22 protein-coding genes are annotated in these 21,584 nt (G+C 64.8%); 10 read left to right on the forward strand and 12 right to left on the reverse strand.

Annotated features, from left to right (window positions below; genetic code table 11):
- Positions 1–13: 13 nt before the first annotated feature.
- The 3 genes from CH273_RS09235 to tatB all read left to right on the forward strand — a co-directional run bounded on the left by CH273_RS09235 (position 14) and on the right by tatB (position 2,434).
- Positions 14–340 carry an anti-sigma factor family protein gene (locus CH273_RS09235; protein WP_032394231.1) on the forward strand — a complete coding sequence of 109 codons (327 nt, stop codon included), beginning with the start codon at positions 14–16 and terminating at the stop codon, positions 338–340.
- A gap of 84 nt (positions 341–424) precedes the next feature.
- Positions 425–1,966: a S1C family serine protease gene (locus tag CH273_RS09240; protein ID WP_371828354.1), complete on the forward strand. Its 1,542-nt coding sequence runs from the start codon at positions 425–427 to the stop codon at positions 1,964–1,966.
- An 18-nt stretch (positions 1,967–1,984) separates the two neighbouring features.
- Positions 1,985–2,434, forward strand: coding sequence for a Sec-independent protein translocase protein TatB (gene tatB, locus CH273_RS09245; RefSeq protein WP_032394097.1), 450 nt, complete (start codon positions 1,985–1,987; stop codon positions 2,432–2,434).
- 160 nt (positions 2,435–2,594) lie between these two features.
- Here tatB and CH273_RS09250 read toward each other — a convergent pair whose 3' ends face one another.
- The 6 genes from CH273_RS09250 to CH273_RS09275 all read right to left on the reverse strand — a co-directional run bounded on the left by CH273_RS09250 (position 2,595) and on the right by CH273_RS09275 (position 8,933).
- Positions 2,595–3,368 carry an amino acid ABC transporter ATP-binding protein gene (locus tag CH273_RS09250; protein ID WP_052049273.1) on the reverse strand — a complete coding sequence of 258 codons (774 nt, stop codon included), beginning with the start codon at positions 3,366–3,368 and terminating at the stop codon, positions 2,595–2,597.
- Entirely contained in the window at positions 3,365–4,822 is a 1,458-nt protein-coding gene (locus CH273_RS09255; RefSeq protein WP_032394098.1) for an amino acid ABC transporter substrate-binding protein/permease, read from the reverse strand. The genes CH273_RS09250 and CH273_RS09255 overlap by 4 nt, the downstream gene beginning before the upstream one ends.
- Positions 4,823–4,912: 90 nt before the next feature.
- Positions 4,913–6,049, reverse strand: a complete 1,137-nt coding sequence (locus tag CH273_RS09260; RefSeq protein ID WP_032394099.1) for an Mrp/NBP35 family ATP-binding protein — start codon at positions 6,047–6,049, stop codon at positions 4,913–4,915.
- 61 nt (positions 6,050–6,110) lie between these two features.
- Positions 6,111–6,983 carry a lytic transglycosylase domain-containing protein gene (locus CH273_RS09265; RefSeq protein ID WP_032394100.1) on the reverse strand — a complete coding sequence of 291 codons (873 nt, stop codon included), beginning with the start codon at positions 6,981–6,983 and terminating at the stop codon, positions 6,111–6,113.
- Between the two features lie 112 nt (positions 6,984–7,095).
- Positions 7,096–7,638, reverse strand: coding sequence for a DUF1003 domain-containing protein (locus CH273_RS09270; protein WP_045199222.1), 543 nt, complete (start codon positions 7,636–7,638; stop codon positions 7,096–7,098).
- 20 nt (positions 7,639–7,658) lie between these two features.
- Positions 7,659–8,933, reverse strand: coding sequence for a magnesium transporter MgtE N-terminal domain-containing protein (locus CH273_RS09275; protein WP_032394102.1), 1,275 nt, complete (start codon positions 8,931–8,933; stop codon positions 7,659–7,661).
- Between the two features lie 74 nt (positions 8,934–9,007).
- On the opposite strand from CH273_RS09275, the gene CH273_RS09280 reads away from it, so the two are divergent.
- The 6 genes from CH273_RS09280 to CH273_RS09305 all read left to right on the forward strand — a co-directional run bounded on the left by CH273_RS09280 (position 9,008) and on the right by CH273_RS09305 (position 14,996).
- Positions 9,008–9,949 (forward strand): HpcH/HpaI aldolase/citrate lyase family protein, encoded by a 942-nt coding sequence (locus CH273_RS09280; protein WP_032394103.1) that lies wholly within the window; start codon positions 9,008–9,010, stop codon positions 9,947–9,949.
- Between the two features lie 85 nt (positions 9,950–10,034).
- A complete protein-coding gene (locus CH273_RS09285) occupies positions 10,035–10,523 on the forward strand; it encodes a YflT domain-containing protein (protein ID WP_032394104.1) in 489 nt (162 codons plus the stop codon).
- Positions 10,524–10,718: 195 nt separating this feature from the next.
- On the forward strand, positions 10,719–12,041 hold the full coding sequence (locus CH273_RS09290) for an ABC transporter substrate-binding protein (protein WP_032394105.1): 1,323 nt from the start codon (positions 10,719–10,721) through the stop codon (positions 12,039–12,041).
- Complete coding sequence (locus CH273_RS09295) at positions 12,038–12,988, forward strand: carbohydrate ABC transporter permease (protein WP_032394106.1); 951 nt, start codon at positions 12,038–12,040, stop codon at positions 12,986–12,988. The genes CH273_RS09290 and CH273_RS09295 overlap by 4 nt, the downstream gene beginning before the upstream one ends.
- Positions 12,988–13,821 (forward strand): carbohydrate ABC transporter permease, encoded by an 834-nt coding sequence (locus CH273_RS09300; protein ID WP_032394107.1) that lies wholly within the window; start codon positions 12,988–12,990, stop codon positions 13,819–13,821. Before CH273_RS09295 ends, CH273_RS09300 begins: the two co-directional genes overlap by 1 nt.
- 5 nt (positions 13,822–13,826) lie before the next feature.
- Positions 13,827–14,996, forward strand: coding sequence for an ABC transporter ATP-binding protein (locus CH273_RS09305; protein WP_032394108.1), 1,170 nt, complete (start codon positions 13,827–13,829; stop codon positions 14,994–14,996).
- 59 nt (positions 14,997–15,055) lie between these two features.
- On the opposite strand, the gene CH273_RS09310 is transcribed toward CH273_RS09305, so the two are convergent.
- The 4 genes from CH273_RS09310 to CH273_RS09325 all read right to left on the reverse strand — a co-directional run bounded on the left by CH273_RS09310 (position 15,056) and on the right by CH273_RS09325 (position 18,672).
- Positions 15,056–15,343, reverse strand: a complete 288-nt coding sequence (locus tag CH273_RS09310; RefSeq protein ID WP_032394109.1) for a hypothetical protein — start codon at positions 15,341–15,343, stop codon at positions 15,056–15,058.
- Positions 15,344–15,534: 191 nt separating this feature from the next.
- Positions 15,535–16,971 (reverse strand): MFS transporter, encoded by a 1,437-nt coding sequence (locus tag CH273_RS09315; protein WP_052049274.1) that lies wholly within the window; start codon positions 16,969–16,971, stop codon positions 15,535–15,537.
- A gap of 140 nt (positions 16,972–17,111) precedes the next feature.
- Entirely contained in the window at positions 17,112–17,966 is an 855-nt protein-coding gene (locus CH273_RS09320) for a hypothetical protein (protein WP_032394110.1), read from the reverse strand.
- Complete coding sequence (locus CH273_RS09325; protein ID WP_032394235.1) at positions 17,956–18,672, reverse strand: metallophosphoesterase family protein; 717 nt, start codon at positions 18,670–18,672, stop codon at positions 17,956–17,958. The genes CH273_RS09320 and CH273_RS09325 overlap by 11 nt, the downstream gene beginning before the upstream one ends.
- Before the next feature lie 70 nt (positions 18,673–18,742).
- On the opposite strand from CH273_RS09325, the gene CH273_RS09330 reads away from it, so the two are divergent.
- On the forward strand, positions 18,743–19,336 hold the full coding sequence (locus CH273_RS09330) for a suppressor of fused domain protein (RefSeq protein WP_082073932.1): 594 nt from the start codon (positions 18,743–18,745) through the stop codon (positions 19,334–19,336).
- A 7-nt stretch (positions 19,337–19,343) separates the two neighbouring features.
- Here the strand turns inward: CH273_RS09330 and CH273_RS09335 are convergent, their stop codons facing one another.
- Together CH273_RS09335 and CH273_RS09340 are read right to left on the reverse strand one after the other, a co-directional pair.
- The gene (locus CH273_RS09335; RefSeq protein WP_032394237.1) at positions 19,344–20,306 is read right to left on the reverse strand and encodes a hypothetical protein; all 963 of its coding nucleotides are present in this window, start codon (positions 20,304–20,306) and stop codon (positions 19,344–19,346) included.
- A gap of 140 nt (positions 20,307–20,446) precedes the next feature.
- Positions 20,447–21,535, reverse strand: a complete 1,089-nt coding sequence (locus tag CH273_RS09340; RefSeq protein ID WP_032394111.1) for a magnesium and cobalt transport protein CorA — start codon at positions 21,533–21,535, stop codon at positions 20,447–20,449.
- Between the last annotated feature and the right edge of the window lie 49 nt (positions 21,536–21,584).

Below are 21,584 nucleotides of genomic sequence, written 5' to 3' on the forward strand. Positions count from 1 at the left end.
CGAGGAGGGTTGGATGACGCAGGCGCGCAAGCCGAAGCGATTCAGCTCCACCGAACATCTGGCCAGTGAGGCCATCGCGGCGTACGTCGATGGCGAATTGCGAATGCCCGCCTATCTTCGCGCAGCAGACCACCTGTCCGAATGCCCCGAGTGCGCCGCCGAGGTCGAGGCCCAGCAGCAGGCGCGCAAGGCACTGCGTGGAGCAGGGGAGATGTCGATGCCACACTCCTTGCTCGGCCTGCTCAGTCAGATACCGTCCTGCGCGGGCGAGGATCGGCCGACCCACACCAAGAGAACGTTCATGTCCGCCGTCGCCGACGTCCGCCGTCGCCGACGCTGATCGCATCGACATCTGCCCCACGACTTCTCACCTGCATCGAGCCGCGCCGACCGCTCGAGTGATACTGAACTCTCACACCGACGTATGCGAGGGGTAACCGGACGCGTGACATCGAATTCGACCAGCACCGAGGCCGCAGGCACCGACCCATCGGAGATCGAGCCCGACGGCATCGGCTCGGCGGGACCGGAGGGTCCGCGGTTGCCACCTCGTCCGGTGTATCGACCTTCCGTCGATCCGGTGTCGGCTTCGGTGTTCGGACGTCCCGACGATGTGGACGGTTCGTTCTCTCCTCGTAGGCCCGGTGAGGAACTTCCCTCACGTGTTTCGGTGCGTCCACCCGATCCCATCCTCGCCGAGGCGTTCGGACGCCCGGACGATGCCACGGAATCGCTGCAGCGCGACCCGAACGCCGAGGACGACAGCGACGCCGCTCCGTCGGCTCCGGCAGATCCGTGGCGCGACCCCGCCGCTCGGGTGTCGCTCGGCAGCGCGGCGCTCGACACCCCGCCCCCTCCTGTGCTGCCGCCGGGAACCAAACTCGGCGTGCGCGACGTGCTGTTCGGGCGGTCGGTATCGGCCCGAGCTCTGGTGGTGCTCGGTGTTCTGGCACTCGTCATCGGATTGGTCGGCGGGTTGTTCGGTCGCCTCACCGCCGAGGTGACCGGCGCGTTGACCAGCCAGAAAGTGACTCTGACCCAATCCAGCGGCGACGACATCCCGCGCGGGCAGATCAGCAAGGTCGCCGACGCAGTCCTGCCGTCCGTGGTGTCGATCCAGGTGACGCTCGGCGACACCGGCGGTACCGGCTCGGGCGTCGTCATCGCAGGTGAGGGCTACATCGTGACGAACAATCACGTGATCTCGCTGGCCGCATCCGACCCGGAGAACTCGACCCTCGAAGTGACCTTCTCCGACGGCACCAAGGTGCCCGCGGACATCGTCGGACGAGACACCAAGACCGACCTCGCCGTCCTCAAGACCGACGTCGGCAACCTCACCGTGGCCGAGCTCGGTCGTTCCGCCGACGTTCGCGTCGGGCAGGACGTGATCGCCGTCGGCTCACCGCTGGGATTGAACAAGACCGTCACCTCCGGCATCGTCAGCGCGCTCGACCGACCCGTTGCCCTGTCGGGTGAAGGCACCGACACCAATGCCGTCATCGATGCCGTGCAGACCGACGCCGCCATCAACCCCGGCAACTCCGGTGGCCCGCTCATCGACTTCGAAGGCCGCGTGATCGGCATCAACTCCGCCATCCGCAGCGAGAGCGGCGGATCGGTTGGCCTCGGCTTCGCCATTCCGGTCGACGAGGTGTTCGAGGTGACACAGGCGCTGATCCGGGACGGCGTGATGCGGCACCCCGACATCGGAATCAATGCCCGCTCGGTCATCAACGACACCTCGGCCGGCGCGGAAGTGGCGAACGTCCGCTCGGGCGGTCCTGCCCAGCAGGCCGGAATCGTCGAAGGAGATGTCATCACCAAGGTCGGTGACCGAGCAGTGGGCGACGCCGACGAACTGGTTGTCGCCGTGCAGGCCACGACGATCGGGGAGCCCGTTCCTGTGCAACTCGTTCGGTCGGGGCGGCTGGTGGACCTGTCCGTCACGCCGGTTTCGGACTGACGACGTAGGCTGGCAGACGTGTTCGGCAACATCGGTTGGGGAGAGCTCGTCATTCTCCTCGTAGCAGCTCTCGTCATCCTCGGCCCCGATCGCCTCCCCGGCGCGATCAGCTGGGTGTCCAAGTCGATCCGCCAGGTCAAGGACTACGCCAACGGCGCGAGCCAGCAGCTCAAGGACGAACTCGGCACCGACTTCGAGGACCTCCGCAAGCCGCTGGCGGATCTCAACCAACTTCGCGGCATGACCCCTCGGGCAGTGATCACCAAACACCTGCTCGACGGAGACGACTCGGTCTTCAAGAACCCACTCGAGGACACCTTCAAGGGCAAGCCCTTCGACGCCAAGCCGAAAAGCTCGGGCGGCCCGACGCCCCAGATCAACACATCACAGGGTGGGGTGTCGATGAGCAAGAACGAGCCGAAGCTGTCCGCAGGCGACACCCCGCCCATCGACGCCGACGCCACCTGACGCTGCTTTGCGTATGCCGACCCCGCTGCTGCGTGAATGGACCATTGCACACGTCTGAGCGCGGCAGTGGTCCATTCATGCCGACCCCGCTGCTGCGTGAATGGACCATTGCACACGTCTGAGCGCGGCAGTGGTCCATTGACGCAACCGGGGAGCGGGGCTAGAGGACCTTGTTCAGGAAGTCCTGGGTGCGAGGGTTCTGCGGGTTACCGAACAATTCGTCGGGTGTTCCCTCCTCGACGATGACGCCCTCGGCCATGAAGATCACGCGATCCGCGACCTCGCGTGCGAATCCCATTTCGTGGGTCACGACGACCATCGTCATGCCGCCCTGCGCGAGGTCTCGCAACACCTGCAGGACTTCGCCGACCATTTCTGGGTCGAGAGCACTGGTGGCCTCGTCGAACAGCATGATCGACGGGCTCATGGCCAACGCTCGGGCGATGGCGACGCGCTGCTTCTGCCCGCCGGAGAGGTTGGCGGGTTTGTAGTCCGCACGCTCGGACAGGCCCACTTGTTCGAGCAACTTCGCAGCCGACTCCTTGGCCTGCGACTTCGACATCTTCTTCGTCTCGACGGGCGCGAGCATGACGTTCTCGAGTGCGGTCATGTGGGGGAAGAGGTTGAAGTGCTGGAACACCATGCCGATGTTCTGGCGCACCTTGTCCAGGTCGACGTTCTTCGCGGTCAGGTCGGTGCCGTCGACGACGACCGATCCGGCAGTGATGTCTTCGAGCTTGTTGAGGCAACGCAGGAACGTGCTCTTGCCCGAGCCGGATGGCCCGATCACGCACACCACTTCACCGTTGGCGATCTCGGCGTCGATGCCCTTGAGGACCGTGTTGTCGCCGAACGCCTTCTGCAGGCCCTTGATGGAGATCTTGGTTCCGGAACCGCTGTCGACCGGCAGGTCCTTGGTCAGGTCGGTGCTCATTTGTTGATCCTCTTCTCGAGCCGGTTCGACAGCTTGGTGAGAGCCATGATGATGATGAAGTACAGAACGCCGACGATGAGCCACATGTTGAACGACTCGAAGTTGCGGGCGATGATCAGACGACCGGTCTGTGTCAGTTCGGCGAGACCGATGACCGAGAGCAGTGACGTGTCCTTGAGCGTGATGACGAACTGATTGATGTACGACGGGATCATCGTGCGAATTGCCTGTGGCATCACCACTTTTCGCATCGACTTGAGGTAACTGATGCCGAGACTGCGCGATGCTTCCATCTGGCCCTTGTCGACGGCGAGAATGCCACCGCGGACGATCTCGGCCATGTACGCACCGGCGTTGAGCGAGAGCGTGATGATGCCCGCGGTGAACGCCGACATCTGGAAGTTCAGCGCCGCGGGGACACCGAAGTAGATGAAGAATGCCTGCACCAGAAGCGGTGTGCCACGGAAGATGTCGACGTAGGTGGTGCCGATGCCGCGGAGCACGATGTTGGTCGAGACGCGGAACAGGCCGAAGATCGCGCCGAGTACCAGCGCGATGGCGATGGAGATGACGGTCAGCACGATGGTCAGCCACAGGCCCTTGAGCAGCAACTGCCAGCTGCTGGCGATCAGACCGGGGATGGACGTGTCGGCGGTGGAGGCATCGGCGTTGAGGTAGGTGTCGAGAATCTGGTCGTACTGGCCGTTGGCGCGCAGGTTCTCGAGGCCGGTGTTGAACTGTTCGAGCAGCTGGGCGTTGGTGCCCTTGGCGACGGCGAATCCGTAACTGGCACCGGCTTCTTTCTCGGTGACGGTCTTGAATCCGTTGCCCTGGGTGATGCCGTAGGCGAGCACCGGGTAGTCCTCGAAGGCGGCCGCGGAGTTACCGGTGCGCACTTCCTCGAACATCGTTGCCGAGTCGTCGAAGCTCCGGATGGTGAAGCCGTACTGATCTGCGATCGACGCGGCGAAGGTCGCGCCCTCGGTGCCGTTCTTGACTGCGACGGACTTGCCGCGCAGATCCTCGTAGCCCTTGATCTCGTCGTTGGAATCCAGAATCGCCATCTGGACACCGGAATCGAAGTACGGCTCGGAGAAGTCGAAGGTGGCCTTGCGTTCGTCGGTGATCGACATGCCGGCGATCATTCCGTTGAACTGGCCGCTGGTGACGCCCTGGAGTGCGGTATCGAAACCGACCTGCTCGACGGTGTAGTCGAAGCCCTGATCCACCGAGATCGCGGCGAGTAGGTCCATGTCGATTCCGACGAGTTTGCCGCTCTCGTCCTGGAATTCGAACGGTGCGAACGTGGTGTCGGTCGCGATCGAATAGTTCTGTGCAGGCGGGGCGGGTTGTGCGGATGCCATAGCGGGACCGAGCAGCGATCCCAGCAGGGTGATCAGCAGTGCGATCAGAACCGGAACGACGACCGGCCTGACCCGATGCGGCTTCTTCATGAAGGCCACTCTCTATCGACAATAGGATTGAAGGCAAATCCTAAGGCCCCAACCCTGTTTCCCGCGTCGTTTGTCGGGTATAAGCGCGACTTACAGTTTGCGCGCCGAATCGATGCCGAGTGACATTCCCACCAGACCGCGCTCGCGTACGGCGAGTTTCGCTGCGACGGCCTCGAGTGCCTGTGCCGCAGGCGATTCCGGGTTACTCAGCACGATCGGCGTGCCTGCGTCACCGCCCTCTCGGACGGCGGTGTCGAGCGGAATCTGGCCGAGAAGTGGAACGCTGGCACCCACTGCCTTGGTGAGTCTGTCCGATACGTCCTGTCCACCACCGGATCCGAAGATGTCCATGCGGGTGCCGTCGGGCAGTTCGAGCCACGACATGTTCTCCACGACGCCTGCCACGCGCTGCCGAGTCTGCAGTGCAATTGCACCCGCGCGCTCGGCGACCTCGGCCGCGGCCTGCTGCGGGGTGGTGACCACGAGGATTTCCGCGCTCGGAATGAGCTGAGCGACAGAGATTGCCACGTCTCCGGTGCCGGGTGGAAGGTCGAGCAGCAGTACGTCCAGGTCGCCCCAGAAGACGTCGGCGAGGAACTGCTGCAGCGCACGGTGCAGCATCGGTCCGCGCCAGACGACCGGAGTGTTGCCCTGCGTGAACTGGGCGATCGAGATGAACTTCACGCCGTGCGCCTGCGGCGGCATGATCATCTTCTCGACCTGCGTGGGCCGGGCGTCGTTCCCGAGCATCCGGGGCACGGAGTGGCCGTAGATGTCGGCGTCGAGCACACCGACCGAGAGTCCGCGAGCAGTCAGCGATGCGGCGAGGTTGACCGTCACACTGGATTTGCCGACGCCACCCTTGCCCGACGCCACCGCGTACACGCGCGTCAGGGATCCGGGTTGCGCGAAGGGAATGATCGGCTCCGCGGAATCGCCGCGCAGTGACTTGCGGAGTTCGGTGCGCTGCTCGTCGTTCATCACGTCGAGTTCGACCGAGACGGTGCCGACGCCTGCGACGTCGGCGACTGCGTTCTTGACGCGGTCGCTGATCTCGGTCTTCATCGGGCACCCGGAGGTGGTGAGGTAGATGCCGACGCCGACGGCTCCGTCGTCGGAGATGTCGATGCTCTTGACCATCCCCAGATCGGTGATGGGTTTGCGGATCTCGGGGTCGATCACCTTCGAGAGCGCGGTCCGAACGTCGGATTCGGTCAGTACAGCCATTGCCTCATGCTAGGCGGTGGGCTGTGCGCCGATGGACAGCAGGGCAGGCGCGGACGGCCGATCAGTGAATGCGCGGGAGCTGGTCCGAGGTCGGGACGATGCCGGTGGCGTATCCGGCCGACCACGCGAGCACGTTCGCCACGTAGGCCATCGAGTTGTTGTAACGCAGGATCGCTTTGGTGGTCGATCCCAGGTCACGCATGTTGGTGCCGTCGTCGCACAGGTACATGCCGGTGGCCAGGGCCGCGTCGAACAGATTCTGTGGGTCGGAGACTCCGTCGCCGTTGCCGTCGGCGTGATAGAGGTTCCACGTCGAGGGTAGGAACTGCATGGGTCCGACGGCGCGGTCGTATTCGGTGTCACCGTCGAGCGCGCCGCCGTCGGTGTCACGAATCACCTGATTGCCCGCGAGGGTGCCGTTCAGTCGTGGCCCGAGGATGGGCTCGTGCAGCTCGCCCGAGTCGTCGACCTTGCCGTTGTTGGCATGGGTGGATTCGACGCGGCCGATGCCGGCGATCACGGTCCAGCTGATGCCGCAGCCGGGTTGCTGTTGGGCGAGGATGCGCTCGGCGTTCTTGTACGCCGAGACGTTGACGACCGGAATCGCGATGGGACTGACCGCGAGGTTGGTGGGCAGCTCAGGTGTGGGCGGGATCTCGGGAACCGGCGCCGGTGCGGGGACCGCAGCGGGCACGGGAAGCTCGGCCTGGGCGACCGGCTGCGCCTGTCCGTCCTGGGCGATCGGCTGCGGAGTTTCGACGACGGAGTTCGATTCCTGCGCGGCGGGGGACGTCTTCGCGCTGACGAACGGGATGTATTCCGTGGCTCCGGCGCTGGTGGCGGCGGTGACGAGTCCTGCGGGGACGAGACCTGCCAGAGCAATCACCGAATTCCGTCTGACCTTGGAATTCGATGCTTTTCTGTGACGACCCACGCGTGCTGTACCTCCTGATTTCCCCGGATGACAACCGGGGCCCGACCTGATGACCGGGATCGAGGGTACCTGATTCGAGACTGTTCCGTTATCGGGCTGTTACAGAGCGGACCTAGTGCGTATCGGGGTCCGACGCGTCCGGCATGCCCATGTCGTCGTGCACCCGCGCGGCCGCCTTCTTGCGTGCCTTCTTGGGAGAGACCGTGGGTTGACCCGTCGCCTGCTCGAGGAGTGCCTTGATCTCGTCCAGTTCGCGGCGCAGGTAGTCGCGGGTGGCGACCTCGCCGACGGCGATGCGCAGCGCAGCGAGTTCACGAGCGAGGAACTCGGTGTCGGCCTTGGTCTGTTGGGCGCGAGAACGGTCCTCCTCGAGGGAGACGCGGTCGCGGTCGTCCTGCCGATTCTGGGCCAGAAGAATCAACGGAGCTGCGTACGCGGCCTGGGTCGAGAACGCGAGGTTGAGCAGGATGAAGGGGTAGGGGTCCCACTGGAGGTTGACCGCCACGACGTTGAGGAAGATCCAGACGATCACGATTCCGGTCTGGATGGCCAGGTAGCGGCCGGTGCCGAGGAATCGTGCGGCCTTCTCGCCCGACTTGCCGAGGTCGAAGTCGAGGTTCACATTGAACATCCGCGACCCGCGCGGCGTGTCCATTCTCTGGCGTGCTGTTTCTTTCACTGTCCCGCCACTTCCTGATCTCGCCAGTCCTCGGGCAGCAGGTGATCGAGGACGTCGTCCACGGTCACGGCCCCGACCAGGTGGTCCTCGTCGTCGACCACCGGGCCGCAGACGAGGTTGTACGTCGCGAAGTACCGCGTCACCGCGGTGAGACTGTCCTCGGGGGACAATCTCGGCAGAGCGCTGTCCACCACACCGCCGACCAGGCTCGCCGGGGGTTCTCGAAGCAATTGCTGCAGATGCACGCAGCCGAGATACGGGCCGGTCGGTGTCGCGGTCGGGGGCCGCACGACGAACACCAGGGAGGCCAGCGCAGGCGTCAGGTCGGGATTACGTACCCGGGCGAGCGCCTCGGCCACCGTCGTCGACGCGGTGAGAACCACCGGCTCGGGGGTCATCAGACCACCGGCGGTATCGGGGGAGTGTTCGAGCAGACGACGGACAGGCGCGGAGTCCTCCGGATCCATCAGGCGCAGAAGCGATTCCGCCTCGGTCTCGGGCAGCTCGCCCAGCAGGTCGGCGGCGTCGTCCGGGTCCATGGCCTCGAGCACGTCGGCACCACGGTCGACACCGAGGTAGTGCATCAACTCCACCTGATCGTCGTCGGGCAGTTCCTGGACGACGTCCGCGAGCCGCTCGTCGTCGAGAGCGCGCGCCACCTCCATCCGGCGCTTGACGGGCAGCTCGCGCATCGCGTTCGCCACGTCGGCTGCGCGAAGGTCCTCGAACTGCATCAGCAGCTGCGCCACACCCTGATCGGGCATGGACAGCTCGTTCTGTGTCAGCCCCTGCACGTGCTGCCAATCGACGACGTGGATGGCACCACGCCGCGCGAGCCGTTGCCGTTGCTTGCGGACCGCCACCCGCGCGACCACCCAGTCGCGAGTTCGGGTGAGTTCGATGCCGAGGTCGACGACGATGGAATCGACGTCGTGCAGCTCGTCGAGCTCGGGGTCGTCGACGCGCACCTTGGAGTCGAGGATCTGCGCGAAGACCAGGATCTCGTTGGCGCGCTGGGTGAATCGACGAAGACTGACGTTTCCGGTCGTGAGTTGAACGGAATTGGGCTCGATGCTCGTCACTCGTAGCATCGGCACGAAAATTCTTCGGCGAGTTGCCAATTCGACCACAAGGCCGAGGACTCTCGGCTGCGCTCTGCCGACACGCATCGAGACGACCACGTCACGAACCCGGCCGATCGATTCGCCGTCGGGGCCCAGGACACCCAGGCCGGCGAGCCTGGCCGCGAATACCTTGCTCAGTGCTGCCATGATGGCAAGGTTAGAGGCTCGGCAGTACAGAGGGTGAATCAGACAGGGGTTGTGCTTTCGTGAGAGCTTCGGGCATGCGGCGGTCGGTACTGGCCGTTCCGGGCAGTTCGGACAAGATGATCGACAAGGCGAAGGGACTGCCCGCCGACGCGGTCTTTCTCGATCTCGAGGACGCCGTCGCGCCGCTGGCGAAAGTGGCGGCCCGAGCGCGCATCGTCGACGCACTCAACTCCGACGGTTGGGGCGATCAGATCAAGGTCGTGCGCGTCAACGACTGGACGACGCAGTGGACGTACGGCGACGTCATCGACGTCGTGTCGGGTGCCGGACGCCATCTCGACGCCATCCTGCTGCCGAAGGTGGAATGCGCCGCGCACGTGCAGGCGCTGGATCTGCTGCTCACTCAGCTCGAGAAGGAGCACGGTCTCGAGGTCGGTGCCATCGGGATCGAGCCGCAGATCGAGAGCGCACGCAGTCTGCGCAACATCGACGAGATCGCGACGGCGAGCCCGCGCGTGCAGACTCTGGTGTTCGGCCCTGCGGATCTGATGGCGAGCGTCAACATGCGCACTCTGGTCGTCGGCGAGCAACCGGTCGGATACGACACGGGCGACGCCTATCACCACATTCTGATGACCATTCTGCTCGCTGCCCGGACCCACGGTCTGCAGGCGATCGATGGCCCCTACCTGCAAATTCGAGATCTCGACGCCTTTCGTCGGGCGGCCGGGCGCACGGCCGGCCTCGGTTTCGACGGCAAGTGGGTGCTGCATCCGACGCAGATCGAGGCCGCCAACGAGATCTTCGCGCCGCGTCAGGCCGATTACGACAAGGCCGAGATGATTCTCGACGCCTACGAGTTCCACACGTCCGCGGCGGGTGGCGGTCGCGGTGCGGTGATGTTGGGCGACGAGATGATCGACGAGGCGAGCCGCAAGATGGCGCTCGTCGTCTCGGCGAAGGGCCGTGCCGCAGGAATGACGCGCACGACCGCTTTCGTGCCGCCCACAACCTGACCGACCACGTCCTGACCAACCGTCAACCTGCTGTGAACCGCTACAACGGGTGTGCCGGGTGTCCGTTTCGGGGCACAATGGAGTCATGACTAATCCCCTCTCGCAGTCGGGCCGCCCAGGGCAGGGACTGCCGACGCCGCCTTCCGGTTGGCCGATCGGTTCCTACCCCACCTACGCCGAGGCGCAGCGCGCCGTCGACTACCTGTCCGACGAGGAGTTCTCGGTACAGGACGTGACGATCGTCGGCGTCGACCTGATGCAGGTCGAGCGCGTCCTCGGGCGGCTCACGTGGCCCAAAGTGATTGGTGGAGGCATTGTTTCGGGTGCATGGCTGGGCGTTTTCCTCGGCCTGGTCCTCGGTATCTTCAGCGAGAACATCCTCGGAGCTCTGCTCATCGGCGTCGGCGGCGGCATCATCTTCGGCCTGATCTCGGCGTCCATTCCGTACGCGGCCACCAAGGGGCAGCGAGATTTCGCGTCGAGCATGCAGTTGGTCGCCGGTCGTTACGACGTCCTCTGCGAACCCCGTACCGCGGAGAAAGCGCGCGACCTGCTCGCGAAACTGTCGATCTGATCACACCTGGTGGACGACCAGGCAACCGACAGGTAACGGAATAGCCCCAATCTCCCCTCAATGCCAGTGAGTTCGGTTACGTTTCTTTCGTGCACGGCAGTCCCACACAGTGTGCTGCGCGAGTAACTGAACGTACGGAGGCGGAAAGTGCCGAGACATCGTGGTCGTAGGCGTGGAAAAGCAACGAGGATAGGGGTGTTGGCGGCAGCGGCTCTGGTGACGAGTCCGTTGCTCGCAGCGTGTGGTTCGTCCGACAGTTCGGTTCCGGTTCTGAGTTTCTACACTGCCGCAGACGGCGCAGAGCAGTACGCCGCTGCGGCACAGGTGTGTTCGGACGCCTCGAACGGTCGCTACCGCGTGGAGCAGCGAACGCTGCCCAAGAGCGCAAATGATCAGCGTCTCCAGCTCGCGCGGCGCCTCGCAGGCAACGACCGGACGCTCGATCTGATGACACTCGACGTGGTGTGGACGGCCGAATTCGCCGAAGCCGGATGGGCATTGCCCGTGCCCGACGACCTGTCCGAAAAGCTGCGCGACGGCTCCACCCTCGAAGGTCCGCTCGCCACGGCCGAATGGCAGGACCAGCTCTACGCGGTTCCGCTCAACTCCAACACCCAGCTGCTCTGGTACCGGCCCGACGAGGTGCCGGACGGGGTGCCGCCGCAGACGTGGGATCAGCTGATCGACGTGGCCGAGGCCAATGCGGCCGCCGGTAGGCCCTCGGAGATCGGCGTCCAGGCCAAGCAGTACGAGGGCTTCATGGTCTGGTTCAACTCGCTGCTCGAGAGCGCAGGAGGATCGGTCGTCGGCGAAGACGGAACGACGGTGACACTGAACGACACTCCCGAGCACCGCGCCGCCACCGAGAAGGCCCTCGAGATCATCAAGCGGGTCGCCACCGCCGATGGCCGCGACCCGTCGGTCTCGCAGAGCGACGAGGGAACCTCCCGGCTCGGGATGGAAGCGGGACGGATGGCCTTCCAGGTCAACTACCCGTTCGTGCTGCCCGGTCTGAAGGAGAACGCCGTCGCCGGTGCCGTCTCGTTCCTCGACCTGTCGAACGTGCCTGCCGACCAGCAGGACGCGCGGATCGCCGAGGTCTTCCGCAGCGCCCCGTATCCGGAGGTCGATGCGGGCGAGCCCGCCAAGGTCACCATCGGTGGGTTCAACATCGGCGTCGCCAAGACCACCCAGCACGAGGACCTCGCGTGGGAGGCCGTCGAGTGCCTCACCAACGAGGAGAACCAGCGCAACAACGCCGTCAACGGTGGTGTGCCGCCGGTGCTTGCGCGCCTGTACGACGATCCGGAGTTCCAGGCCGTCTATCCCGCGTGGGAAGGGGTGCTCGGTTCCATCGAGTCGGCGGCCGTCCGGCCCGTTTCGCCTGCGTACCAGAGCATCTCGATTCTGTTGACCGATGCGCTCAACCCGCCGCAGAACATCGATCCGGTGGCCGACGTGGACAAGCTCGCTGATCTGGTCACCAAGGCCGTCAATTCCGAAGGGTTGATTCCATGAGCGCCACCACCGAGTCACAGCCCGCATCGCAGCCTGTCGACAAGCAGGCGGCTCTGAAGAACGTCTCCGACGGCAAGAAGGCCGAACGACGGTTGGGTCTGCTGCTCATCGCACCCGCAGCCCTGCTGATGATCGCGGTCACCGGGTACCCGATCATCTACGCGTTCTGGCTCAGCCTGCAGAAGTACAACCTCGCATTTCCCGAGGATCGTGAATTCGTCGGCATCTCCAACTACGTGACCGTGCTCTCCGACGGCTACTGGTGGACGGCGTTCGGCGTGACGGCGGGCATCACGATCATCTCGGTGATCATCGAGTTCATCCTCGGCCTGGCGGTGGCTCTGGTCATGCACCGCACCATCTTCGGCCGTGGACTGGTGCGCACCGTGGTGCTCATTCCGTACGGCATCGTGACCGTCGCCGCCGCGTACAGCTGGTACTACGCGTGGACCCCCGGCACGGGCTACCTCGCCAATCTGCTGCCCGACGGCAGTGCCCCGCTCACCGAGCAGTTCCCGTCACTGGCGATCGTCGTGTTGGCCGAAGTGTGGAAGACGACGCCGTTCATGGCGCTGCTGCTGCTCGCAGGCCTGGCGCTGGTGCCCGACGACCTGCTCAAGGCCGCCGAGGTCGACGGGGCGGGTGGCTGGACCAGGCTGATGCGGATCACCATCCCGTTGATGAAGCCGGCGATCCTCGTCGCGGTGCTCTTCCGCACCCTCGACGCGTTCCGCATCTTCGACAACATCTACGTCCTGACCCGAGGCAGCAACGAAACCGGATCGGTCTCGATTCTGGGTTACAACAACCTCTTCGGTGCGTTCAACCTCGGACTCGGGTCGGCGATCAGCATCCTGATCTTCTTCTGCGTCGCGATCATCGCGTTCGTGTTCATCAAGTTGTTCGGTGCATCGGCACCGGGATCCGACGACGGAGGCCGCAAGTAATGACCACTGTTACGCCTCGCAAGAAGGTCGGTTGGACGGTCGTCAACGTCCTCGTCCTGCTCTACGCACTCGTTCCGCTGCTGTGGATCATCAGCCTGTCGTTCAAGTCGACGGCGACCATCGCGGACGGCAGGTTCATTCCGCAGTCGTTCACCCTGGAGAACTACAAGGGCATCTTCCAGACGAACCAGTTCACCTCGGCGTTGGTGAACTCGATCGGCATCGGATTGATCACCACCGTGATCGCCGTGGTGATCGGCACAATGGCCGCGTATGCCGTTGCTCGCCTGGACTTTCCGGGCAAGAAGGCGCTCGTGGGTGCGGCACTGCTGATCGCGATGTTCCCGCAGATCTCGCTGGTGACACCGCTGTTCGACATCTCCCGCTCGCTGGGACTGTTCGACACCTGGCCGGGACTGATCATCCCGTACATCACCTTCGCGTTGCCGTTGGCGATCTACACCCTGTCGGCGTTCTTCCGCGAGATTCCGTGGGAGCTCGAAAAGGCAGCGAAGATGGACGGCGCGACGCCCGCACAGGCATTCCGCAAGGTCATCGCTCCGCTGGCCGCCCCCGGCATCGTCACCGCCGCAATTCTGGTGTTCATCTTCGCCTGGAACGACCTTCTGCTCGCCATCTCGTTGACGGCGACGGAACGTTCGGTCACCGTCCCGGCGGCCATCTCGCAGTTCACCGGTAGCTCTCAGTTCGAGGAGCCCACGGGGTCGATCGCGGCGGCAGCAGTCGTCATCACGATCCCGATCATCATTTTCGTGCTCTTCTTCCAACGACGTATCGTGGCGGGCTTGACGTCCGGCGCAGTGAAGGGATAACCGTCATGGCCGAAATCGTTCTCGACAAAGTCACCAAGCTCTACCCCGACGGCGCCGCCGCGGTCAGCGACGTCGACATCACCATCGCCGATGGCGAATTCATCATCCTCGTCGGGCCCTCCGGTTGCGGAAAGTCCACCACCCTCAATATGATCGCCGGTCTCGAGGACATCTCGTCCGGAGAACTGCGCATCGCGGGGGAGCGCGTCAACGAGAAGGCACCGAAGGATCGCGACATCGCGATGGTGTTCCAGTCCTACGCGCTGTACCCGCACATGACGGTGCGTCAGAACATCGCCTTCCCGCTGACGCTCGCGAAGCTGTCGAAGTCGGAGATCAACACCAAGGTCGAAGAGGCAGCCAAGATCCTCGACCTCAGTCAGCACCTCGACCGCAAGCCGGCGAACCTGTCCGGTGGTCAGCGACAGCGAGTTGCCATGGGCCGTGCCATCGTTCGTACCCCCAAGGCCTTCCTGATGGACGAGCCGCTGTCCAATCTCGACGCCAAGCTGCGCGTCCAGACGCGCGCCGAGATCTCGCGGCTGCAGAAGCGGCTCGGCACCACCACCGTCTACGTCACGCACGATCAGACCGAGGCCATGACCCTCGGCGATCGCGTCGTGGTGCTGCGCGGCGGGTTGGTGCAGCAGATCGGTTCTCCGCAGGAGCTCTACGACAAGCCGCGAAACCTGTTCGTGGGCGGCTTCATCGGATCGCCCTCGATGAACTTCGTTCCCGGACAGCTCACCTCGAACGGAGTGTCCACCGCGCTCGGTGAGATCGACATCCCACTCGAGCGGATGGATGCGATCAAGGCCAAGAACCCGGGCCGCGAGGTGGTCGTCGGCATCCGTCCCGAGCACTTCGAGGACGCAGCCCTGATCGATGGCTACCAGAAGATGAGCGGCGCGACGTTCACCGCCACCGTCGACGTGCTCGAGTCGATGGGTAGCGACAAGTACGTCTACTTCACGCTCAAGGGTGCCAAGGTCGAGTCCAGCGAGCTGCAGGAGCTCGCCGCCGATGCCGGCATCGCCGATCTCGGTGGCGCACAGGTGGTTGCGCGTCTGGCCGCCGAATCCAAAGCCGCCGAGGGTGGTCAGGTGGAACTGTGGTTCGACCCGGCGAAGATCTCGGTGTTCGACCAGGCCTCGGGTGCCAACCTGACGCTGTAGAGCGCTGCGCGCATGTGCACGGAACTTCGTAGTGGGCTACGAAGTTCCGTGCACATGGGTCAGAAGGCAGAGCCCGTGCTCGGCAGCTGGTAGCCCTGGAAGAAGTCGAACGGCACCACGTTCGGTGCCGGGTTCTGCAGCTGCGGCGCCGGTGCCTGTGGGAACAGTTCGGGTAGGCGGAACTGATCGGGCTGCTGGTTCTGCTGATACTGCGGCGCGCTGTGGTCACGATCGTCGCTGCCGGACCACAGCGGATCGGCCGACGCGGTGCCGGCGACCGCCACCAGAGGGATGGCCACCAATGCTCCGGTGACTGCTGCGCGGGTGAGGATCTTTCGGGTGTTCATGTGTTCCCTTTCGTCGTGGTTCGTACCTCCACGACAGTAGGTCTGCGTGAGTACGCCCGAAAGGCAGATTCGTTGACTCCCAGTAGATTACGAGTTTCCTGCCAGGGTTTCCCACCAGCGAACGAACGGTCTTCGTCCTGGTCGGACGAGGGTGTCGGCTGTCAGGTCGCTGTGAAGCGGTCGGCAGTTCGTCACGCCGCCATGTTCGACGTGCTGGTCGGTTCGGACCCCGCCACTCGCACCGATTCCCGCGCGGCGGGGGTACTCCTGATGGCCAGGGCCGCGAGTACGACGACGAGGCAGGCCACCGCACCTGCGACGAACGCTGCGGTGTACACGCTCTCGCGGGCGACGGCTGTCCCGTCGATGGTGAACATGGCGAGGACGGTGGACAGCGTGGCACTGGCGATCGAGGTGCCGACTGTCCGGACGATCGAATTGACGCTGTTCGCCACCCCGGTGTCCGCTGCGCCGACCTCGGCCATGAGCAGGTTCGGCAGGGCAGCGAACGCAAGACTGACGAACATGTTGATGACGATGCCTGCGGTGATCAGCTGCCAGGTGTGATCGTGGGCGAGTGCGACGAAGACGAATCCGACCATGCCGATCACGGCTCCTGCGATCAGTACTCGGCGCGGCCCGAACGACCGGATGAGGCGGCCACTGACGACGGCCGCGACCACTCCGACCGCTGCGCCGGGCAGCAGATAGACGACACTCGCCTCGAGAACGTTCGCGGTGAAGCCGTAGCCGGCCACAGCTCGTGGTGTCTGCACGAAGTACGAGCAGGCGAGGAAATTGACGAACATCCCGATACCGACGAAGAGGGTGGCGACGTTGGTGGCGAGCAACGGTCCGTGGGTGAGCATTCGGGGTGCGACCAATGGCTCGTCGGCGCGCTTCTCGAAGGTCCACCAGATGGCCCCTGCGACCACACCGCCGACCGCGCAGCCGATGGTGGCAAGCGAACCCCACCCCCAGGTGCGGCCCTGGGTCAGCGCGAGGAACAGCAGCAGCAGAGTCACCGCGAGCAGTGCAGCTCCCCACCAGTCGACGGTGCCGCGGCTGGATCTCGGGCGCGCCGGTACGCCGAACCAGGCGATTGCGAGCGCGAGCACCACGAACGCAACAGTGAGCCAGAACACGCGGTGGTAGTCGGCACCGTTGGCCGTCAGTAGCCCGGTCAACACCAGTCCGAAGCCACCGCCCACGCCGAGTGTGCCGGACAGGACGGCCATCGAGCCGACGAGCTTACGAGGAGGCATCTCGTCACGGAGGACGGCGAGGGCGATGGGGAACAGTGCGTAGGACACTCCCTGCAGGACGCGGCCGACGATCAGCCACAGCAACGAGTGGGTCAGGGCAGCGAGGAGAGATCCGGCGAGGACGACGGTGAGCACACCGATCAGTACCGGACGCTTGCCGTGCAGGTCGGCGAGCCTACCGATGACCGGGGTGGCGATCACCGCCGCGAGGAGGTTGGCCGTCAGTACCCATCCGGCGGCGGTGGTGCCGACCCCGAGTTGGGTGCCGATGGTCAAGACGATGGGGACCACCATCGTTTGCAGAACGGCGAGAGTCATGACGATGAAACAGAGTCCGGGCAGCAGTATGCGGCGGGTGGACATGAAAGAACTACCTCGTTACGTATCGACCAAGCGATGGAACCGAAAAATTAGAATGATGAACGCATCTAAGTAACTATCAGAGATCGGTGCACCAGGGAAGTGAGCCGGGGCCGTTACCACGGCCGAGCATCGACGCAGGCCTACTGGTGCTTCCCCAGAGCTTTCTGACGCAGTTCGCTGACGATCTCGTCGTTCCAGACGTGTTCGCGCACCAGGCGGTAGCGCTCCCGGCTCATCCACAGGTACGCCTCGGCGTCGGTGCGGTCCTCGAGGATCTCCGCTGCGCGCACCATGCGCACCACCGGTAGGTACTCCTCACCGAACCAACGCCGCGCGACGGTACCTCGGTCGACGAATTCTCCGACCTCCTGCATCAACCGGAAGCCCCACGCCTCCACCGATTCGCTCAGTTGGGCGTAGTCGAAGGGATCGGTGACCTGGACGGCCTCGCGGGCGCGGCCGACCAACGGAACTCGACTGAGGAAGATGCGTCGGTGGTCCTTGATCAGCAGGTCGCCGCGTCGGGTGATGCCCTCGGGGGAGATGCGGGTGATGATCTCGGTGACCACCGCGTCGATCGACGTCCGGTGCATCGCGAAGGCGATGGAGACTCGGTGATGGCCGTCGACGACGAAGTGCATGCCCCCGATGCGATACACCTGGATCGGCGGCATCGCCTCGCCGCGGCGCTGAGCGGCCGCCAGCCGCTGCCAGCGCTCGCGAATACGTGCCGAGGTAGGGCGGAAGAAACGGTCGAAATCGCGTGTGCGGTCCACACTTCCGACGATGGTCTCGACGCGGATGACCTGCAGACCCAGGTGACGCTCGCCCACCTTGCCGAGGGCGGCGACCACCTCGTCGAACGGCAGGATGGTGTTGACGTCGTCGGGTTGGCGACGCAGCCACCCGACCAGACGTGCGACGTCGGCGCGTCGGCGCTGGCGGGTGAAGTCGTTCTCCGCGTCGGCGGCCGGGAATCCGGTGTCACGTGCCATGTCTGCGCCTCACGATCTTCGGTGTCTCGAAATCCGTTCTCTCGCTGCCCGGTTCGATCTCGAGAAGGGTGTATCCGACGGTGTTGATCACCGTCGCGCCGTGCAGGGTCAGATCGTCCGGGGTGTGACCGTGTGGATGAATATGCCCGTGCAACAACAACTGTGGCGACAGTCGACGCGTCACCTCGTCCAGGCAGTCGAAGCCGATGTGCGCGGGGTCGGTGTCGTCACCGACGCCGAGCGGGGGACTGTGGGTGAGCAGAATGTCGACGGGGCGAAGATCCTTGCGCACGTTGCGATGCCACGCGAACGTTCGAGTCAGGGTGCGCGATCGCCGTCGTTGCTGCCGTTGGGTCCACTGATTGGGGCCACCGTTGTAGCGGATGGACCCACCGAGGCCGGCTATCCGTAGGCCTGCGGCGGAGACTATTCGACGGTCGACGTTGACGGCACCGACCGGTCCGGGCCAGGTGGCGGGCAACCCGGCGCGCATCCACCCTGCGCGTCCGGCCGAGTATCCGGTGAGGTCCGCGTCGTGATTGCCTGGAACGAACACACACGGAGCGTTCAACGCGTCGGTGAGGTACTCGAGGTAGTCGAACGGGAGGTCGCCCGCGCCGAGAATCAGGTCGACTCCGAGCGACTTCACCTGCGGACTCCACAGGGATTCGATCGTTTCGTCGGCAACTGCGAGAACGGAGACCACGGGTACGACGGTACCCACCTCCGGTGCGGTGATACCTCCGAACGGACTTCTCGGGCATCGGTGGTGTTGGATGGGTCAGGTGAGCGACAGTGTCATTGCAGCGGTACGCGCACATCTGGTGACCGAGATCGGTGACGAGAATCCGTCGTCGGCGTCGGTGACGTTCCTCGGCCTCGAGTCGCTGGACGTGCTGAGATTCGGCGCGGACTCCGACGTGGTCCGGTACGTCAGTCTCGGCTGTTCTCGTCACCCCATGGCCGATCCCAACGAACTCGTCGCCGATCCCTCGCGCGGCCCCCGAGCAGAACTGGTGCTGACTCTTCGCGGTGGGGCAGGCGTGGCGTCGGGCGTGCACAAGTCACTGGCCGTGCTCGCTGCCTCGCCCGCGGTGGAGGGGGTCGTGCTCGTCGAGGATGCGCTGCTCGATCTGGGTGAGCCGCTCTGGACCAACGCGCCGTTCACCGCGGTGCTGCTCGGCGACAGCGACATCGCCGATCTGACGCTGCCCGAGCCCTACGATCCGGTTCGCTTTCTCGCTGCCGTGCCGTTGACCGGTACCGAGGCCGCCTGGGTGCGTCTGCGCGGTGCCGCGGCCCTGCGTGAGGCCTGGGCCGAGGCCGGGATCGACGTGCGCGATCCGAATCGGTCCGCGGCCAGTCTCTGACCCGGAGTCACCGAGCGTAGGACGCCAATTCCGGTTCTGCGGTGACGGAATCGTCGATCAGGTGCCGAGGTACCTGGGCCAGGTACTTCAGGCCGGTGATCGCGGCATGCGCGTCGTAGCGCAGGTTCGGCATGCTGGTGGTGAAACACAGATCGTCCGGAATCCGCTCGCGGACAGCAGGTCCGTCGTGTTCGAGTGCATCGAGGACGATACGGAAGGCGACGTTGTCGCCGATGATGTTGAAGTGTTCGACGGGCCGCAGCGGGCAGACGTCCTGAACGGCGATGTTCGCGGCTCCGGCAAGAGTGCTGGCGTGCGGTTGCGGATAGATCAGCTCGTCGAAATTGGTGTAGATCGAGGTGTAACCGGGTCCCTCCGGCAACGGACGCGCCGCCAGCGCGGTGAGGAACTTCGATCCGGTGGCGATCTGCCAGTTCGCAGGCGGGCACTCCTGCGAGTCGTCGCATCCCGAACGAGCCGAGTCGGTGCCGTTGTACGGGGTGGCGAGCGAGATGAGATCCGACACCAGAGCAGGCAGATCCGGCCAGAACGTCAACGCCCACAGCTCGTCGAGCGGGCCGTGCTGGTGGCCCATCATGACGACCTGGCGACCGCTGTCGGCGGCCATCGTCCGAACCGCGTGCACCACGTACTGGGCGGCGATCTGCAGGTCGCCGTACCCCTCGTCCGGCAGGGAGAGGCTGCACACCGGTATCCCGGCGGCGGGCAGCGACTGCAGATAGTTCCACCCGAACGACTGCTGGTCGGTGGCGAAAGCCGGGGTGAGCAGGACCGGATCGCGGGTGGCGTCGTGCAGATCGGGGGTGCACGTCAGAGCGTGGTCGAGGGCGGCCGGATCGACGGTCAGTGCGGGACCCGGATCGAGGTTCGACCCTGCCGATGCGGTTCCCGGTACCACCGTGGACAGCAGTGCGACGGTCGACGCCAGTACGAGTGAGCGGATTCTCATCGATCCCTTCCGGACGACAATGCAGGGCTTCTGCAGTCTCATCCGGCCCGAACCGGTGGGCTCGTCACCTGTCGGCAGTCGGGGCAATCACCAACGATCGGACGATTCGGTTGGGCATCGTCCAATCGGATCGTCGGCCCCTAGAGCCAGTTGTTCTTGTGGAACGTCCGCCACAGTCCGATGCACACGCACAACACCACTGCGACCATCAGGTGGTAGCCGTACGTCCAGTGCAACTCGGGCATGTTGTCGAAATTCATCCCGTAGATCCCCGCGACCATCGTCGGCACGGCGGCGATCGCCACCCACGACGAGATCTTGCGCATGTCCAGGTTCTGCTGCATCGTCACTCGCGCCAGCGCAGCGTCGACCAGTGAGCTGAGCACCTCGTCGTACTCGGAGATGCGTTCGGCGACCGTCGTGTGATGGTCCTGCACGTCGCGCAGGTAGCGTCGCACCGCTTTGGGGACGCTCGGCTCCTGCACCAGACGCGCCAACGGCGTCGACAGTGGTGTCACCGACCGCCGAAGTTCGACGACCTCCCGCTTGAGGAGATAGATGTTCTCGATGGGCACGTGGTGGTGCGGCGAGAACACTTCCTCCTCCATACCGTCGACGTCCCGCTCGATCGAGTCGGTCACCGCGAGATATTCGTCGACCACGTGGTCGGCCACCGCATGGAGAACTGCCGACGGGCCGAGCGCGAGCTGTTCGGGGTTGCCCTCGAGGCGTTGACGCACGCCGGCCAGTCCCGAATGCTCCCCGTGCCGGACGGTGATGACGAAGTCACGGCCGACCATCACCATGATCTCGCCGCTCTCGACGATCTCGTTGGCGGTCGTCACCGACTCGTGCTCGACGTACTTCACCGTGCGCAGTACCAGGAACGCGACGTCGTCGTAGCGCTCGAGTTTGGGTCTCTGGTGGGCGTGCACGGTGTCCTCGACCATCAGCTCGTGCAGGCCGTAACACTGGGCGATCGCGTTCATCTGTTGGTCGTCGGGTGCGTGCAGACCCACCCACACGAATCCTTCGCCGCGTGCACGCACCTCCGCGATGGCCGAGGTGTGAGTGAATCTGCCGGGCAGTCGAGCGCCCTCGACGTAGACCGCACAGTCGACGATTGCGCGAGCCGTGGGCACCGGAATTCGCGGTGCGTGCACCGGACCGGCCTTGGCCGATCGTCGATGCAGGGACGGCAGCGACGGGCGTGGTGGAAGGGACGGCATGGCGGGCAATCGTACGCCAGCAAAACGACGAGAGAGTGGGCCTGGAACA

The organism is Rhodococcus sp. 05-339-2, from assembly GCF_002258965.1.
Lineage (GTDB): Bacteria > Actinomycetota > Actinomycetes > Mycobacteriales > Mycobacteriaceae > Rhodococcoides.